General features: G+C 62.1%; 17 protein-coding genes. 7 read left to right on the forward strand and 10 right to left on the reverse strand.

The annotated features are described in order from the left end of the window. The first annotated feature begins 2 nt into the window (after nucleotides 1–2). Genes EJ069_RS33630 through EJ069_RS32615 form a run of 3 tightly spaced genes read left to right on the forward strand, consistent with a single transcriptional unit; the run spans nucleotide 3 to nucleotide 2,163 of the window. Nucleotides 3–524, forward strand: a complete 522-nt coding sequence (locus tag EJ069_RS33630) for a hypothetical protein (RefSeq protein ID WP_245456384.1) — start codon at nucleotides 3–5, stop codon at nucleotides 522–524. After that, nucleotides 488–1,729 (forward strand): type IV secretory system conjugative DNA transfer family protein, encoded by a 1,242-nt coding sequence (locus EJ069_RS32135; protein ID WP_281060080.1) that lies wholly within the window; start codon nucleotides 488–490, stop codon nucleotides 1,727–1,729. The genes EJ069_RS33630 and EJ069_RS32135 overlap by 37 nt, the downstream gene beginning before the upstream one ends. Then, nucleotides 1,708–2,163 carry a hypothetical protein gene (locus EJ069_RS32615; RefSeq protein ID WP_145965063.1) on the forward strand — a complete coding sequence of 152 codons (456 nt, stop codon included), beginning with the start codon at nucleotides 1,708–1,710 and terminating at the stop codon, nucleotides 2,161–2,163. Before EJ069_RS32135 ends, EJ069_RS32615 begins: the two co-directional genes overlap by 22 nt. A 304-nt stretch (nucleotides 2,164–2,467) precedes the next feature. Here the strand turns inward: EJ069_RS32615 and EJ069_RS32140 are convergent, their stop codons facing one another. From EJ069_RS32140 to EJ069_RS32160, 5 genes are all read right to left on the reverse strand, one after another. Then, nucleotides 2,468–3,622 (reverse strand): relaxase/mobilization nuclease domain-containing protein, encoded by a 1,155-nt coding sequence (locus EJ069_RS32140; RefSeq protein ID WP_189476096.1) that lies wholly within the window; start codon nucleotides 3,620–3,622, stop codon nucleotides 2,468–2,470. Next, nucleotides 3,619–4,617, reverse strand: coding sequence for a hypothetical protein (locus EJ069_RS32145; RefSeq protein WP_126064538.1), 999 nt, complete (start codon nucleotides 4,615–4,617; stop codon nucleotides 3,619–3,621). Before EJ069_RS32145 ends, EJ069_RS32140 begins: the two co-directional genes overlap by 4 nt. Beyond that, entirely contained in the window at nucleotides 4,614–5,027 is a 414-nt protein-coding gene (locus tag EJ069_RS32150) for a hypothetical protein (RefSeq protein WP_126064539.1), read from the reverse strand. Before EJ069_RS32150 ends, EJ069_RS32145 begins: the two co-directional genes overlap by 4 nt. Before the next feature lie 487 nt (nucleotides 5,028–5,514). Continuing rightward, entirely contained in the window at nucleotides 5,515–5,919 is a 405-nt protein-coding gene (locus tag EJ069_RS32155) for a hypothetical protein (protein ID WP_126064540.1), read from the reverse strand. Beyond that, on the reverse strand, nucleotides 5,916–6,596 hold the full coding sequence (locus EJ069_RS32160; RefSeq protein ID WP_189476099.1) for a ParA family protein: 681 nt from the start codon (nucleotides 6,594–6,596) through the stop codon (nucleotides 5,916–5,918). Before EJ069_RS32160 ends, EJ069_RS32155 begins: the two co-directional genes overlap by 4 nt. An 84-nt stretch (nucleotides 6,597–6,680) precedes the next feature. On the opposite strand from EJ069_RS32160, the gene EJ069_RS32975 reads away from it, so the two are divergent. Continuing rightward, nucleotides 6,681–6,881, forward strand: a complete 201-nt coding sequence (locus tag EJ069_RS32975) for a hypothetical protein (protein ID WP_189476101.1) — start codon at nucleotides 6,681–6,683, stop codon at nucleotides 6,879–6,881. Nucleotides 6,882–6,891: 10 nt separating this feature from the next. Then, complete coding sequence (locus EJ069_RS32165) at nucleotides 6,892–7,323, forward strand: hypothetical protein (RefSeq protein WP_245456386.1); 432 nt, start codon at nucleotides 6,892–6,894, stop codon at nucleotides 7,321–7,323. A 664-nt stretch (nucleotides 7,324–7,987) separates the two neighbouring features. Here the strand turns inward: EJ069_RS32165 and EJ069_RS32170 are convergent. Continuing rightward, the gene (locus EJ069_RS32170; RefSeq protein WP_126064542.1) at nucleotides 7,988–8,302 is read right to left on the reverse strand and encodes a single-stranded DNA-binding protein; all 315 of its coding nucleotides are present in this window, start codon (nucleotides 8,300–8,302) and stop codon (nucleotides 7,988–7,990) included. 55 nt (nucleotides 8,303–8,357) lie between these two features. Then, complete coding sequence (locus EJ069_RS32175; protein WP_245456387.1) at nucleotides 8,358–8,933, reverse strand: hypothetical protein; 576 nt, start codon at nucleotides 8,931–8,933, stop codon at nucleotides 8,358–8,360. 103 nt (nucleotides 8,934–9,036) lie between these two features. Here EJ069_RS32175 and EJ069_RS32180 point away from each other — a divergent pair, with 103 nt between their 5' ends. Then, entirely contained in the window at nucleotides 9,037–9,561 is a 525-nt protein-coding gene (locus tag EJ069_RS32180; protein WP_126064544.1) for a helix-turn-helix transcriptional regulator, read from the forward strand. 91 nt (nucleotides 9,562–9,652) lie between these two features. On the opposite strand, the gene EJ069_RS32185 is transcribed toward EJ069_RS32180, so the two are convergent. Then, on the reverse strand, nucleotides 9,653–10,402 hold the full coding sequence (locus tag EJ069_RS32185; RefSeq protein WP_126064545.1) for a hypothetical protein: 750 nt from the start codon (nucleotides 10,400–10,402) through the stop codon (nucleotides 9,653–9,655). 499 nt (nucleotides 10,403–10,901) lie between these two features. On the opposite strand from EJ069_RS32185, the gene EJ069_RS32190 reads away from it, so the two are divergent. Continuing rightward, complete coding sequence (locus tag EJ069_RS32190; RefSeq protein WP_126064546.1) at nucleotides 10,902–11,156, forward strand: WGR domain-containing protein; 255 nt, start codon at nucleotides 10,902–10,904, stop codon at nucleotides 11,154–11,156. A gap of 189 nt (nucleotides 11,157–11,345) precedes the next feature. Here EJ069_RS32190 and EJ069_RS32195 read toward each other — a convergent pair whose 3' ends face one another. Continuing rightward, complete coding sequence (locus tag EJ069_RS32195; RefSeq protein ID WP_126064547.1) at nucleotides 11,346–11,669, reverse strand: DUF736 domain-containing protein; 324 nt, start codon at nucleotides 11,667–11,669, stop codon at nucleotides 11,346–11,348. 536 nt (nucleotides 11,670–12,205) lie between these two features. Continuing rightward, nucleotides 12,206–13,936 (reverse strand): ParB/RepB/Spo0J family partition protein, encoded by a 1,731-nt coding sequence (locus EJ069_RS32200; protein ID WP_126064548.1) that lies wholly within the window; start codon nucleotides 13,934–13,936, stop codon nucleotides 12,206–12,208. Between the last annotated feature and the right edge of the window lie 36 nt (nucleotides 13,937–13,972).

Genomic DNA, 13,972 nt, shown 5'->3' on the forward strand with positions numbered 1-13,972 from the left:
CCATGGAAAAGATCGCCGGCAGGATCTCTCTGGCGTTGATGGCCGTGGCGCTGGGCGCCTTGTTGTTTGTGGTCGCATACGCGGCGACCGACTGGTACAGGACCGGATCGCATTTTCTCTTCGACAGTATCAATGCGGACCCGCGGCCAGTCTTCGGCTACGCCTGGGCGGATCTGGAGGCTGGACGCCTCGCAAAGCTTCAATACGCCGGCGCCGCGGCCCTATTCGGCTTCCTCCTGCCGCTCGCGATCGCATTCTTGATCCGGCCGCCCAAGCGCAACGACGCAAAATTCATGTCGATGGCGGACGTTCGCCGAGCTGGCCTGCTGAAGCCGAAGGGCATCTTCATCGGACGAGCCGGCGGCAGACTGGTCAACGTCTTTGCCCCGCACCGCGATCGGCGCACCGGCAAATTGCGCCTGACACGCCCAGAGTTCGCGGCGGCAAGAAACTTTGGATCGACGGCGATGACGTCGGCGGCTTCGTCATCGGACCGCCAAGGTCGGGCAAGGGCGCAGCGCTGATCATTCCGAACGCGCTGATGTGGCCCCATTCGCTTGTCGTGCTCGATCTGCGCGGCGAGACCTATGAAGCTACGGCCGGCCACCGGGCCACCTTCAGCCAGGTCGTCCGCTTCGCGCCGGCCGACCGCGACGGCAACACCGCCTTCTATAATCCGATGGATTTTATTTCGCTCGATTCGGCGCAGCGGGACATCGACCTGCGCAACATGGCGGCCGCGCTCTTTCCGCGGCCGCCTGCGAACGCCGATCCCTATTGGGTCAACGATGCGCGCCTCCTCTTCACCGGCATTGCCTCTTACGTCATGGAGTCGCCGAAGATTGCCGACGAAAACCGCAGCTTCGCCACCATCCTCGAGCTCATGAACGGCGCCGAAGAGCCGATCCTGGAGTTCCTGGCGAGCCTGCGCGACACCCGCCGGCAGGAAGTCTCGGATTTTACGCTGCAGACGCTGCTGCCCTATGCGGATATGGCGGAGAAGCAGTTTTCCGGTCTCTATGCCGGCGTGCGCACCGGCATGGCGCCCTTCCTGAACGAGCGATTGATGCGGGCAACTGCGCGGAGCTCCTTCGACATCCGCAATCTCAAGAGCGAGCGAGTCTCGCTCTATCTCGATTTCCGGCGCGAGCAGATGGCTTCGCTGGGCCCGCTTTTCAATGTGCTCATCACGCAGATGATGAATTTCATGTCCGAATCCATGCCGCGCCCCGGCGAGCACCAGGTACTTGTCCTGCTCGATGAATTTCAGAACCTCGGCAAGCTTGAGAATGTGACGGACATGGCGACCGTGCTTGGCGGCCACGGCGTGCCGATGTGGTTTTTCGTGCAGTCGCTCAAATCGGTCGACGAGATCTACCGCAAGGAAAGCCGCGAAACGCTGATCAACGCTGCCCGTGTCCAGATCTTCTTCGGCGCCCAGGAGACCGACGATCTGCGCTACGTCTCCGAGCAGATAGGTGAAACGTCCGAACCCAGAAGGACGTCACCAGGACCCAGGCGAGCCTTTTCGACACCTATTACACGCGCTCCGTCCACAGCAGGCAAGTGCGTCGGCCGCTCATGCGGCCGGACGAAATTCGCACCATGGACAAGAGCAAGGTCGTCATTTTGCCACGCGGCGAAAATGCAATCCTTGCGACTCGCAATTTCTATTTCGCTGATCGGGAGCTCTCCAGGCGGGCTTTCATGGTGCTCCCGGCGAGCGTAAAGCGCGCCAAACCAGTCGCTGCCGCCGCTGCCCTCCCCTCTCCGTCTGTCCAGTCGATCGTGCCGGTCGGGCCACGCTACCGCTCCGGCATCACACGATCACAACTGCAGCGCGGTGCGGCGTTCGCTGCAAAGGTTGGGCGTGCCGAGCCCCCAGTCGCTCGCCGTCGCCTGCCCGCCTCGCAAAAGGCAGCCGGGATTGAGGCGAGCCTCATCTCGCCGGCAGCGGCGGCGCCCGCAGCGGGCAATGCCGTCGATTTTTCGGCTTTGGCGGCCCGGGCGGCGGCGACCAGGATCTCGCCGCAAAAAGAGGCCGTGATTGCGGCCATTCTCGCCGAGGCTAAATCTTTCCGTTCGCAGTCGACTGACTCCGAGACATTCGATCGCAATTTAAGCGTCGTCGCGGAAGCATTGCCGGATGTCGTGGACGAGTGATCCCGTCCTACAACCGCGCGGCGGCGGTCATTGTTGGTGGTCCAACAAGCTCCGTTTCTGCTGAGAAGAGGTGACTTTAGGCGGCAAAGACCCGGCCATTGGGTTTGGCGGCGCGCGGTGGCCGCACATAAAACAGGGCGCCTGAAAAGGACTCGGGCGCCTTGTCTAAGGGCTTGAATTAAGCATGTCTTCTCCCGAAACCGGGCCCATCTTCGAAAGATAAGTGCTTAGCGCTCGTATTCGTTGTCCTGGCTGCGCTGTGTCTTGCGGTCCTGATCGTCGGCCTGCCGGCCCTTTTGCTTAGCTAAGTCTTTCTGCTGCTGAACGCGTTGCCGCGCCTTTTCGGCATGTCGCGCCGAGGTCTCGGGCTGACGCGTGTCTTCTCGGGCCGGCAAATCGCTGCCGCGCGCATCTCTTTCAGGCGCGGCCTCCCACCTCCGCCCGCGCCCTTTTGCTGCTCGAACTGGAGCCGGGCGAGACGATCGTGCATCTTGTCGCTCACGCCCTCGCGGTATTGCTCGAAACTGGGTTTCTCATCGTTTGGGAGCGTGTCCCGCATCTGATCCAACGCCTGGTTCACACGTGCCATCTTCTGCCGCATTTCCAAAGGTGTCTGCGCCATTTCGGTAGCTCCTATCAGCCTGGTCAATTCTTTCATGCCGGGATGGGACAAGAACGACGGGGTCCGCGCGTTGGAGGCGGCAGGGCCCGGCTTCTCGCCTGCCCTGTGCGCATGAATCCGGAGGACATTCTTGCCGATCGCCTCGGCCGCGGTCAGGGCCTGGCTGGTCACGCCAGCCGCCCGCATCACGGCGGCCGTCCGCTGCCACACGCCGGCGATCGCTCCGCCATTGGCGACGAGCAATCCGCGGTCCATTCGACCCTGCCGCTTGTCCGCCACGCGCGCGCTTGTCTTGTCACTTATCTGGTAGCGCGGGTCGTTCTGCGCGCGCTTGTAGGCGCCCGCATGTTCCTTCGTATACGGTCGGCTCATTGCGTGATCGTACCGGCGGGTTGCGACCATCGCTATGCCATGTTCTCGCGCCTTCTCCGCGTAAGCTTCCCGCCAGGCGTGGAGATCCGCCTTGTAGAACGTCAGCCGATCGCCGTCGGCTGACCGCGCCTGCACCATGGCGTGGATATGGACGTGCCTCGTCTCGGCATGATGTGCGAGCACGAATTTGTGCCCGGGCGCGCGCTCCTCGAGCACGGCCCGCGCGACCGCCATGATGGCTTGCGCGTCCGTACCAGCCCGGGCAGAGAAAAGCAGGTGATAGGCATTGCGCCGCTCCCGGCCGGAAAGTTGTGGCCGCCATTGCTCATAGATCGCCGCCGCCGATTTCGTCGGCTGTTTGCTGGAAACCGCCTGTCCATTCGCCTGGCGAACCTGATCGTGCGCCCGAATAAATTTTTGCAGAAAATATTGCGCCTTACGCGCATTGCCGACAGCCGCCGTCACTTCCGCTGTGGCGCGAATACCGGCCTCCCTAGGGCTTCGCGCAAGCCGGCTTCGATCTTATTGAGCGCTTTGCTGCGCGAATTTGCACGCCCGGCCGATAGAACCTTGGCAAGCGGTCCGGCGCGTTCTCCTGTGTGGCCATAAACGGCGACGCTGTTGCCGGTGCGCGCATAGACGAAAGGCTTCGATCCGAAGGCCCCATTCAACGCCTGGCCAAGCGCATCGTCCGTGACGTCACCGGCGAGCTCGAACCGCACCTCAATGAAATTCGTATTCTCAAGCTGGGGCTCGAATGTCTGCGTGAATTGGTGCAGAAAGCCGCGGCGGTCCTGGGCATTGGCAAGCCCCTGTCCGCTATCGGTGAAGATCTCGATGTCGCGCTTCTCGCCCTGTTCATTGGCGCGTGTGCCAATATAGGCGAGCAGGGCGCCGGCTTGCTTGCCATTGGCCGCGCTCGACAGGACCTTGAACACGGCCGGCTGCGCACCCGCGGCATAGGCCGCTCGCGCCGCAACCGCCCTCGCCTCTCGCGTCGACCGGGCGAAGTGTCGAGCGGACGGGAGCGCGCCCGACCTTCCGCCGCCCCCGCCACGGCGCCGCCATTCTTCTTCCTCTTCCTTGACGAAAGCGCCGAGTGCCAGGTCGAAAATCGCTATCGCCCCATTTGCGTCGCTGGATGAGGGCAGACTCCCGCTGGTCCCCACAGACAGTGGTTTCGCGCTGAGCGGTCCTCCCGGGCCCGAGGATTGAACCGGTGCCTTTGCGGCGCGGGGGCTCGCTACCGGGTGCTTCGCACTCACTATTGACGCCATAGGCGAAGCCGAGGGGGCCGCGGCGACCCCGCTCGCACGGATTTTCATCGCTTGACGATCGGCCGTCTCCCGATGGGCCGCTTGCAAATGCTTATCCTCCTCAAGGGCCTCCAACTCGCTGGCGCCCGGCATGCGCAGATAGCGTTCGATGTCGGCAGCGTATCCGGCAAGGCGACGGCTCATAGCTTGACCTCGCTCCGCTTGCGCGGCCGCGCAATCATCGCCTTTAGTTCTTCGCGGAACCGACGCACGAGCTCGCCAACAGCGATCAAGGCGCGCTCGAGGTCTTCGTCATATGGCACCCGGCCCTCGTTCATCGCGCGGACCGCCTGATTGAAATTCACACCGACGCGGCGAAGCTGGTCGGTGGCCTCTTCAATGGCGGGTCGCAGCTCCCCTGTTGCTGCCGGCAGAAAGCCCGCCTCGGTGCGGACAAGGCGGCGAACGACTTCGCTGACCGTCACCGACTCCCCATCAGCCATAGTGCGCAGCCGCTCCAGTTCGACGCTTGAGAAGCGCACATGCAGAACTTCGCCATAGCGCCGCGATGCGTTCCGACCTTCTGTTTGGCCACTGTTGGGTCTCATCTTCAAGCCCGCTTCCGGGCGCTAAGGCCCTTGGGCCGCGCCGTTTTTTTTCGTGTGTAACACAAAAAAGGCTATCCTGCCAAAGACAAAAACCAACATTACCAAAATATCTTCAATCTACCCTCCCAAGCGATCCATCTTTCATTCGCCATCATCTTCGCATTCTAGCAAGATAACATGCTTCATCGGAGAACTCTTGTGTCATCAACTTGATGACAAGCTAACTTGGCGACATGTCTCTAACTCAACATGTTGCCTTGCTGCGGAAATAGCATGCTAACATGGAGACAAATCGCATCGAGCAGGGAACGTGAGCGCGAGGGAATCGCGGGACCCTTGTGGGTTAGGTAAGGCGCATAAGCTGAGTCACGCGCCCCAGGCCGGCGAGCACGGCTGATTTGCGCCGGGCCGAGCATCGATGGCCCGGCCGCGGCCGTGTGGCCCGCAGCGCTCTCTGGAACCTTGTGGGGACATGCCCCGGGGCGGGGCTGTCCTAATCGTTTGGCAGCTTGTGCTTATGGGCCTTGATGTAGTCCTGCACCGCTTGGCGCAGCAGCTCGGTCATGCTGTGGCCGTTGCTGATCGCAAGCAGCTTGAATTGCCGCTGTTCGCCGGCCGTAAGGTAATAGCCGCAGCGCACCATTTCCTCTTCGCGGATCTTCCTGCCGGCAACCGGATCCTTTTTCTGGCCCTGTCGCAACATTTTACGGAAGTCCGGCCGATGGACCGCAGCTTCAGCCTCCGCTGCCACCGCAGATGCGGCGGCAAGCGGCTGGGGGGCGGAATCGGATTTCGGAGCGATGAACATGCTCGGGAGCGCCGGCGGCTCAGTGGAGATCGCTCGCATCATCCGAGCCTTTTTGTCGTCTTGCGTGTCCGGGGTGCTGTTCTCGTTCATGCGGCCTTCCTGATTGCTTCGGTGAAGGTCTTGAGGACATCGTCGAAGACCCCTTCACTTTCGGCAATCGCCTTCGCGTCAGGCTGATTGGGGCTATAGAGTGTCTGGCCGCTTTGCAGGTCGCGATAGGCGACACGGTTTTGCAGCACATGGTCTGCGATCGGCGTGCCGTTCGCCTGAATGATTGCGCGCAGTTCGCTCAAGGCTCTCGCCTTCGCATCAATGATGGTCTGTTTTGTCAGCACAAACACGGCTGGCAGCGGCCGGCCGCGTGTTTCGACCGCAAGCGGAATGTAGTGATCGGTGATCTGGATTGCTGCGGTCACGTCGTCGAGCGCGAAGAAGATCGGCACCACGACGATGTCAGCGGCGAATAGCCCGGCCATGAGGTTGTCGTTGGTCGTGCCTTCGGTGTCGATCAGCACCACGCTACGCTCGCCATTATGCAGCTCCGCCGCCTCCAGGATCTCGCGCGGCGTCGTGGCGCTGACGAGCTGGAGTGTCTCGGGATGATTGCCGGCCTCCTTGAGCATCTGAGCCCACCGGCTCATGTTCTGGCGAACGTCGCCGTCGATGAGTGTCACCGCGTAGCCGCGATTGAGGGCGACCGAGGCGAGAGCGCGCAGCAGGGTCGATTTGCCAGTGCCACCTTTGGCGATAGCGGCAGATATGATCATAGCTCGGGGACCTCGATGAACCGCTTTTATGCAACCGCCTGCCCGGCGATTGTCATAACTGAACCCAAAGTGTAGTGTCAATTTATGAGCGATCAACCGGACAGGACAGTGATGTTCAGGGCAGCTTTGGCCGAGATCTCGACGCGCGACGGCTGCGAGGCGGCGCTTGATGCGGCAGCCGCCACGCTGGCGCATTACAGCGCGCTTGCCTCCGTCGGCATGATGCGCCAGCGCGAGCTGATTTTGATAGTGCCGAACAGTAAGGCGTGCGAAACGGATGGTTAGGGCGATATTGGTGGCCGTCGCGGCGGCCGCGAGCGTCGGCGCCGCCGCTCCAGGTGATCAGTCCAAGGGGACCGGTAGCAATCCTATGTGGCCCTCGGGGTTGCGATGGGATTGCGCGACGGCCGCGAAAATTGTGTGTGAGCGCGACGGCTCCTGCAAGGCCGTTAAAGGGGATGCACCTTTCCTGCTCAATTACGACAGCAACAACATCGAGTTTGCGAGCGGCAATGTGCGCATCAAGCGGCATTATCAGCAAACGGTGCAGGCAAGCCCTCTCCAAAGCGAGGTCAAGGTGGAGCTTGCCGACAACCGCGTCATCTGGCTGACGGCGGTGGACGCCAGTCGCACCTATTCCGATGCCTGGGTCGGCGCGCTGACGGAATTGAAGGGCGGCGCCGTCCTTTTGGTATCCCAAGGCGTCTATTGCACCCCACACAAGTGAGCGCCGTGGCCAGGCCCCGCGCCACGCGCGGACGGCTTGTGTAGAGCCGGAACCGCCAGCGGGCCATCATCTCCGGCCTCCGCCGTCCCTACGGCGCTGTTGAGGGCGCGCTCCGGCTCCGGCTCTTTGGGCATGGGAATTGCGGAGACACAAAAGAAGATCCTTCGATGGACCGGATTGCGTGTCAAATAAACCCGGGGCCGCTAGCGAGGTGATCACTGCAGGAAGGTGGCATGCACGCCAAGTCCCACGGCGTTCCGTGAAGTACAAGCTTCGCACTTCCTGGAAAGACGAAGGCGACGGCGTGGTCGCGTTCTCCAGGGGATCCGATGGCTGGCAAGCGGTACAGCCTCAATGATTGTCCGCTTGCGAAGCTCTGGTTTCGGCCCGGCTCCGCAGTCTGTCTTGCACACCGTCGAAAGCGAGCACTCTCCGATGCGCAGCGTCGCTTGATCGGTGTTCTTTGCTCGCCAGAAAGCTTCTAGAGCCTCGGCCGGCGATGGAATCTCAGAGCCGGACGCGGCCAGTTTCGCACACAGTGCCGGCTCCGACGCAATCGCCGCGGAGAGCTGGCCTTGAGTCGGATAGAATGCGAGCGTGCCGCCTATGCCGACCAATGTTCCGGATGCCGCCGCCATGATAAGGGCCCCCGCATTGAACATGATTACGGCTTCGGAAAAACGTTGAACGTCGACGCGATAAGGTCCGTCGTATAGACGGTTTCGCCGTTGCGTTTGAAAGAGTTGTTGCTGATGCGGCCCTCGACCAAGACCACATCGCCGGGCTTGGCGTTCTCCGCCACCCAGGCGGCTTGCGTCTCCTCCAGGACCGTCACCTTGACCCAATCCGTAGCTTCCTTGGCATGGCCCTGTTCGTCGCGCCAATTGCGATTGGTGGCAATGTTGACCCTCGTGCTTTTGTCGAACGGCGCGACCGACCCGACATTGCCATGAATGGTGAACCTGTTGACGCTTTTCATCTGGGTAACTCCCTCATTTCGTGCAACTAATTTAGCCAGCCAGGGTGACTCAAGCTTACGGTCTGCTAAGGTTGAACCAGGCGCGCTGCCGCAGCCCGTTCGCGTCGTCGTAATCGATGTAGTAAGGCTTCGCGCGGCACGGTCGTTGAATGTCGTAATAGGTGGTCGTTCGATCGTTATGTGCTCCGCTGGAGACATGAGTAAGTTGGACCGGCACGGTGCGGTCGCCGAGTTGGATGGTTCCCGTCAGACTTCCGTCGGCCTGACCATGCCGCGCTCTAAAGTTGGCAGGCTGACCGAGATTGCCAGCCGCGATTCGGCACATGCTGGCCTGCTCTTGCCCCGGGCGGTCGCTGGCCGGCGCGTAAGGCGTCCACCCCTGCGGGCACGCCTCGTACGGGTCGTAGCCAGCGCCGGACGAATTGGCCTGCGGACAAGTTGGCCACGAAAACCCGGGCAAGCCCAGGGCGTCGATCAGCCGATCTATCGGCGGATGACAAGAGGGCGTGCCCTGCCAGTCACCCGACAGACAAAGCAGGACCTGACAGCCCCACTCGGATGCGAATGTTTGGGACGGAAGAGACGCGGTGCCCGCGATCGCGGCAGCGCCCACAACGAGACATTTGAGCATGGTGATGGCTCTTTTCCTCTGAGAGTTTTTGACACTTTACTATGGTTTTTGACCCGGGAAAAGGGCAGACCGAACAGGCGGGTTCGTGCGAATACATAGATTCATGCTGCCAAACGAAGCGGGCGAGGTGAACAATCCGCTTCGGGACAATATTGCGTGGTTCCTCGAAGCCGAGCGCCAGAAGCGAGAGCTTCCCCATCAACACATGGCGGAACTGTTCAAGACGTCGCCGGGTCAAGGGCTGGCATACCGCACCTACAACCGCACCATGAGAAAACGAAACAACGTGACGCTGCGCACGGTCGAGCAGATGGCCCAGGCGCTAGAGGTGTCGATCGCGACACTTCTGGTCGGCGGCGCCGAGCTGGAACCCTGGGCGCACAAGCTCACCGAAAAATCGATCCGCGCGCGCCTCGCCGCCATCATCGACAGCGAGCGTAAGCGCCGCAACCTGGTCCGCTATCAAATGGCGGAGCTCCTGGGCGTGTCGGAGATCACCTTCACCAAGCTTGAGCGCGCGGCTGGCAATATCAGTGTCGATACGATCGCCGCCGTCGGCGATGCGCTCGGTCGCGACCCGGCGACCTTTTTGTTTCAGGAACCCGAGAGCAAGCATAAACCGGCCTGATATGGCGCAGCCGATCGCAAGGGCTGTTTTTCAAACAGCCTCGGGCCGCCTTTAGGGGTTCCGCGGCAAGTGTGTTTTGGCGACTAAGGCGTCAGCCGGTCGGCAATGCGTGACCAGGGAATGGCTTCGGCCCATCCGGCGGCCAGTCGAATCGGCTGCCGAATGGTCGTCCGCTCTGATTATTGCGGGAGCTTCCTGTGGACGCCGCTTTTTTGAAGGCAGTCGGATAAAGTTTCAGGCCGAGATTGGGCCGAAATTTCGCGATCCAGGCGATCTGACGCCGATGCACGACAACAATGTGATTGGTCAGGTTCCTGGCTCGCCATTGCCGGCGCTCGGTGACGCGCAGAAGACCGAGCGTGCTGGCTTTGCGCAGCGCATTGCGAACAGTGGTCGGCCCGACCCCGGCCCGATCGCCGATTTCCTTCACCGATCGGTCGCATTTACCGTGCTGCCGGCAATCGGACATAACGATGTAGAGCGCCGCGCTCTCCCCTTCAGTGAACTCGCCGGCGAACTCGGGCCGAACAGCCTGCATGCGGGCAAGGCGCCGCTTGCGCCGCCACCGCGCAGGATCTCGAGGGCCGTGGGCTGCCTCGCGCCGGCTTCGCTCGCTGCGCGACCGCTGCGGATAACAAGAGCGAGGCAGTGCGCAACGACCAGCGCGGCCCTTCTTGAGGGTGGCGCGCTGTCGGTCAGCCTTCTCGCATAGCCGCTCCGCATCGTCCTCGCCCAGCGATTCCTCACCGTAGAGCTTCCAGAGCTGGCGGCAAAAATCGTCCAGCTCGGCCAATGACCGGATGTTCATGAGCCATAGGCTCAGCGTTGAATAGAGATCCATTTCTTTCCTCTCGCCAGGCCGTGCAAAGCCGTGGCGCGGAAGCGCAATTTCTCTTGCAATGCCGGGAAAGACGGGCTACGGTCTCACATAAATCTTCGGGCGAGATCAGGAGCGCCAACTCCTGTAGCCTATTCCCTGGAAAAGCCGGCCTCCGCGCCGGTTTTTTTGTGCTCGATTTTTCCTCCGCTCAGACTCACTCGGCATGATTGCAAGGTGGGTTGTGCAAAGTAAAGTATCAAAATCCTAAAAGGTCGCTGGCTGACTGGCTCACTGAGACCCCGGTGATCGGAAGGGCTCTATGCGTGCAATGTCGTGCCTCCTGAAAGTCGCGTCACGTCTTGGCCGTTTGCGAGGCCAATAGGAGGAGCCCCCGTCCCTTCGCAAAGAGAACTGCGTAAATAATGCGCGCCGCGGACCCATGACCGTAATGAATCGGTTGGGCCGGTTCGATTCAAAGAACTCGTTAGACCCCGCTTTCGAAGCAGGCGAGACTCCGGCCATGGAAAACAAAGAGCCAGGCCCGGTTTATCTTCGCCGCATCGACCCGTCGCAGAATATGCGGCGTTTCTATGCGCTTGCGATCCAACCGACCTTATTCGGCGGAGCATCGGTCATCCGTAACTGGGGCCGGATCGGGAGCAACGGCCAGTCGATGGTGGAAACCTTCGATAGCGAAGACGACGCGGCCACCGCGTCAATTAAACTTGAGCGTGCCAAGCGTCGGCGCGGATATCGCGCCTGCGATCCAGCCTGAGGCTAACGACAGCAGGTCGGGGCGCGCAACACGTTCAAGCACATCGTTGAGGTGGCGAAGACGGCGAGGAGACGCCGGCCTACAGTCCACCACAATTCGCATTCCTCGCCGCCCATGGCGAGGTCGGCTGATGCCCGCCCCTCTGGGAGTGGGTGAGCCCCCGCGCCGGTGGCGCGGGGGCCTGCTGCATCAGTCGGCCGGGTTCCAGATGATGGCGAAGGTGTCGTCGTCATCCTGGCCGGCGGCGCGGCCGAGATTGGCGTAGAGTTTTCTCGGGCCGAACTCCGGTGCTGCGATCGACAGGCTCACATAGTCCTTGCCGGATGCCTCGCCGATCCTGATCCAGCCGGCACCGACCTCGACGCCTTGGGTCAGCACCCTAAAGTCGGGATGGGTGTCGGCGCTCTTTGACTGGTTGGGCACGATGGCGATCTCGGCGCGGACGCTGAGCGTCTTGAGCTGGCCCTTGTAGCTGCCATTGTCCTGCTTGGTAACGTATCCGATCGCGGTCATTTGAAAGTCTCCTTTTGCTTGTCGCCGGGGACCATTCCCCTGCGATGGCGGACCGTGATGGGCGCGTCTGGGCCGGCTGAACCCGCAGGGCCGCAGCGGCAGCGCAGGACCCGAGCGGGCAGCTTTTTTGAAGCGAAGCGGGCGCGAGGAGCCGCCGCAGGCGGCGGGGAAAAAAGCTGCTGGCCGAGGGTTTCAGGCGGGCCGGATCCGCCCATAGGTCATCAAGCCAGCGGCAGGGGAATGGTGCTCGCACGAGCAAAAGGAGATGTCGCGAAGACGCGGTAGCGGTTGCCAGGCAGAAGTTAGCCGAGGACAGGTTTGCGGACGATCCAGCGCCGCGCCAGCGCTATCGTGCCAGGCACAAAGCGCCAGATTGCCACCACCGGGCCGGGTGGTTTCGAAATTCCGTCGGCCGGTGCGCGCGGCTGAAACCGGACCGGCGCTGCGGCCTACAGGAGACTTTGCCGAGCGATAAATGCTGCCCGGTTGGCGCACGAGCGGCGACGCCACAAAACGTCGCCGCCGCCATGCGAGGATCATTTTGACACGAACAGCGTCTGGACCTTCGCCCACTGATCGGCGGTGCGCAAACCGCCACGGTTGGTGTAGCCCGACACCGGGAATGCCATCCAGCGCGGCAGCCAGCCGTCGACTTTTTGCCTGCCGTTCTCGCCGCAAAGGAAGTCGCGAATGATCTTCTTTTGCGTCTTCACCTTCTCCGAAGAATTGCCATCGGCGACGAGCCTGCCGCCGACATCGGCGAGGATTTCGGTGGCGACTTGCCTGTCGCGCAACAGCTCGAAGAAGGCATCGTCGGCCTGCCAATGGCCGCGCATATCGAGGCCAAGATGATTGCCGAGCGCTTCGACAATCGCGCTGCCGGCGCTGAGCGTCTCGGCCATGACCAGCGCCAGAACGCGCAGGACATCGTCGTCTGGGAGTGCCAGCAGACGGGCGAAAACGCTGGCCAGCGCGAAGTCGTCGCTGTTTCCTCCGGCTACCGGACCCTCCTCGTCGATCGAGCCGAGCAAGGTCAAAACCGCGCGCTGCTTCTCGGCAAAGGTTGCTTGCGCCGTGCAGGCGGCGACGCTGGCGGCGACGGTTTCGTTGGCAGCGCGCTGCGGCTCGACGCGCACCGTCCACAGGCTGGAACCGACGATGGCGTGAGCCACCATCAAGCGCAGAGCAACACCTGGATGGTCGAGCAAGGCGGTGCGCACGGCGGCGTGACGGTGCAGATCGACATAGTTCTGCATCGGCCCGCTCAACTCGGGACGTGATGGTTTTGCCGGTGCGTCGGCCTCCTCGCTCGCCTCGTCATTGGATCGTGCGCGGCGCGCTTCCTTGCGCGACAGATAGCCCTCATGACATTCCACCTCGCCGCGCTGCGAGACGGTGATGATCACCTTGCCGCCCTTCTTCTTGGGCGTCTTTTCGTAGTCCCACGAATGGAAATACTGGCCGGGTTCGAGCGCGACCACCTCGCTCCAACCGGCTTCGATATAGGCGTCACGCCTGGCGGCAATCGCCTCGTTCTGTTTGTGCCAGAAGAGGTCGGCATCGGCAAAAAAACTGTCCTCGCCGAACAGGTCGGAGACGATCAGGCCGGGATAGTCCTCGATTGGAAACAGCGCCACCTTGGTCGAGATCGACTGGCCGCCGAACAGCCATTGCTTCAATTGCCAGCCGCGCGGGGCACGTTGCTCGGGATCGCAAAAGAGCGCCAGCCAGTCCTTCTGCTGCGCCTTGGACGCCATGGTGAGATGGCGCACCGTTTCGGTGTCGATGTCCTCGCGGCGATAGGCTTCGCGTATCTTTGTCAGCAGGTCGCCGAGCGCCAGAATGCGCTTCACCTGAGGCTCGGTGAGGCCGAAGGTGGCGGCAATGTCGGCGATGCCCCTCCCCTCCTTGATCAGGCGCGTAAAGGTCTCCCACTGCGAGACTTCATCAGGGTCGAGGCGGGCGATGTTCTCGATGAGTGACGCCTCCAGCGCATCGGCGTCGTCCCCTTCTTCCATGATGGCGCAGGGCAGCGGTTCGGCCTCGCCGCGCTCGTCGGCGACCGTTTTGGCTGCGAAATAGCGCCGCCGCCCGGCGACGATTTCGAAGCTGTCCGGCGTGCCATTGGGTCGGATCAGAAGCGGCACGAGCACGCCGCGCGCCCTGACCGACGGCAGGATGTCGGATATGTCTGGCGCGCGCTTTGAATGACGCATGTTGATGGCGGAAACGCTCAACTGGTCGATGGAAACATGGGCAAGCTGCATGGGTCTTTCTCCTTTGTCTGGGCTTTTAAAAGCCCC

Origin of the sequence: Mesorhizobium sp. M2A.F.Ca.ET.043.05.1.1 (assembly GCF_003952445.1) — a bacterium.
Classification (GTDB): Bacteria; Pseudomonadota; Alphaproteobacteria; order Rhizobiales; family Rhizobiaceae; genus Mesorhizobium.